Below are 1,976 nucleotides of genomic sequence, written 5' to 3'. Positions count from 1 at the left end.
CCGTCCGCGGCACCGCCGGGGGTTCCCCCGCTCCCGTCCCCGACGACCGCGTCCCCGTCCGGGGGAAGCCGCCCGTCCGGGACCGCCCCGGTGTCCGCCGCCGTCGTCCCGTCGCCCGTGCCGGGTGCGGACGGTTCTGCTCCGGTCATGGTCACCCCTCCTGGTCGGGGCCGCGGGTCGGCCGTCGGGACCAGGTAACCGGAGATCGTCCGGATTGTCCGCTATTGACACAGATATTCATGTTCACCGGGTCGGCCGGTCGTCACCGAACCGGTACGACCGGCGCGGGCCGACCGCGTCGGCGCCTGGCGCGCCTCACCCGGCCCGGTGGCCGGTGCCACGCGCCGTGTTCACCGGACGCGCGGAGCACCCGCTCCCGGGGACCGGGCAACCACTTCGGGTGATCTTGCCTCCACTCCCGGTCGGCTCGGCTCACGCCTGCCGGGCGGCTCCGCTCACGCCTGCCGGGCAGTGGCCACCATCGCCCCGGCGATCCGCCCGAGGTCGGCCTCGTCGGTGACGTACGGCGGCATCGCGTAGATCAGGTCCCGGAACGGCCGCAGCCACACGCCGTGCTCGGTGAGCACCCGGGTCGCGGCCGCCATGTCGACCTCGTGGTCGAGCTGGACGACCCCGATCCCGCCGAGCACCCGGACGTCGCGCACCGAGGGCAGGTCGGCGGCCTCGGCGAGCCCGTCACCCAGCACCCGCCCGATCCGCGCGACGTCGGCGCGCCAGTCCCCGTCCCGCAGGAGCCCGAGCGACGCGTTCGCGACCGCCGAGGCGAGCGGGTTGCCCATGAACGTCGGCCCGTGCGCCAGCACCGGCACCTCTCCGCGCGAGATCCCCTCGGCCACCGCGGGGGTGCACAGCGTCGCGGCCATCGTCAGGTACCCGCCGGTGAGCGCCTTGCCCACGCAGAACACGTCCGGGGCGACCCCGGCGTGGTCCGCGGCGAACAGCGCCCCGGTGCGCCCGAACCCGGTCGCGATCTCGTCGAAGACCAGCAGCACGTCGTTCGCCTCGGTCACCTCGCGCAGCGTCCGCAGGTACGCGGGATTGTGGAAGCGCATCCCGCCCGCGCCCTGCACCACCGGCTCCACCACCACGGCGGCGAGTTCGTCCGCGTGCTGCTCGACGTGCCGGACCAATTCATCCACATAGGACTCATCGACCGGGCGGTCGAACCCGGACGGCGGGGCGGGCGCGAAGACCTGCTCGGGGAGCACCCCGCGCCACAGGGCGTGCATCCCGCCCTCCGGGTCGCACACGCTCATCGGGTGGAAGGTGTCGCCGTGGTACCCGCCGCGCCAGGTCAGCATCCGCCGTTTCTCCGGGCGGCCGCGCGAACGTTGGTACTGCAGACACATCTTCAGCGCCACCTCGACCGAGACCGACCCGGAGTCGCACAGGAACACGTGCCGCAGCTCGCCCGGGGTGACCTCGGCCAGGCTGGTCGCCAGCCGGATCGCCGGTTCGTGGGTGAGCCCGCCGAACATCACGTGGCTCATCCGCCCGGCCTGCTCGTGCAGCGCGGCGTCGAGTGCCGGGTGCCGGTAGCCGTGGATCGCCGACCACCAGGACGACATGCCGTCGACGAGTTCGCGCCCGTCGGCCAGCCGCAGCCGTACCCCGGAGGCCTCCGTCACCAGCAGCGGGGGGACCGTGCCCGGCATCGGCCCGTACGGGTGCCAGACGTGTTCCGCGTCGAGCGCGAGCAGGTCCCGGGTCGCGGCGGGATCGGCCGCCGGCCCACCGGTCGGTTCGGTCGGTTCGGTCGCCATGCCCGGCACTCTACGACCCGGCCGGGAACTACGGTGGAATCATGTCGTCCCGCCCCACGTACCGGCCGGTGACGCCCGAGCGGCTCGTCGAGGAGCTCGCGGAGACGGTGGCCGGGGCGGGTGCCCGCACCGCCGAGGCACGGACGCCCGACGGGCACCGCGGCCGGACACGGGTCGCCGTGGACGGCGCGG

General features: G+C 74.5%; 1 protein-coding gene. It reads right to left on the bottom strand.

All coding sequences use genetic code 11. The annotated features are described in order from the left end of the window. Nucleotides 1–455 precede the first annotated feature (455 nt). The gene (locus ACTIR_RS0114870; RefSeq protein ID WP_052583899.1) at nucleotides 456–1,784 is read right to left on the bottom strand and encodes an adenosylmethionine--8-amino-7-oxononanoate transaminase; all 1,329 of its coding nucleotides are present in this window, start codon (nucleotides 1,782–1,784) and stop codon (nucleotides 456–458) included. Nucleotides 1,785–1,976 lie beyond the last annotated feature (192 nt).

This window comes from Saccharomonospora iraqiensis subsp. iraqiensis (genome assembly GCF_000430445.1).
GTDB classification, from domain to species: Bacteria; Actinomycetota; Actinomycetes; order Mycobacteriales; family Pseudonocardiaceae; genus Saccharomonospora; species Saccharomonospora iraqiensis.
Note: the sequence above shows the minus strand (reverse complement) of the source record. Positions and strands in the feature narration are given on the sequence as shown.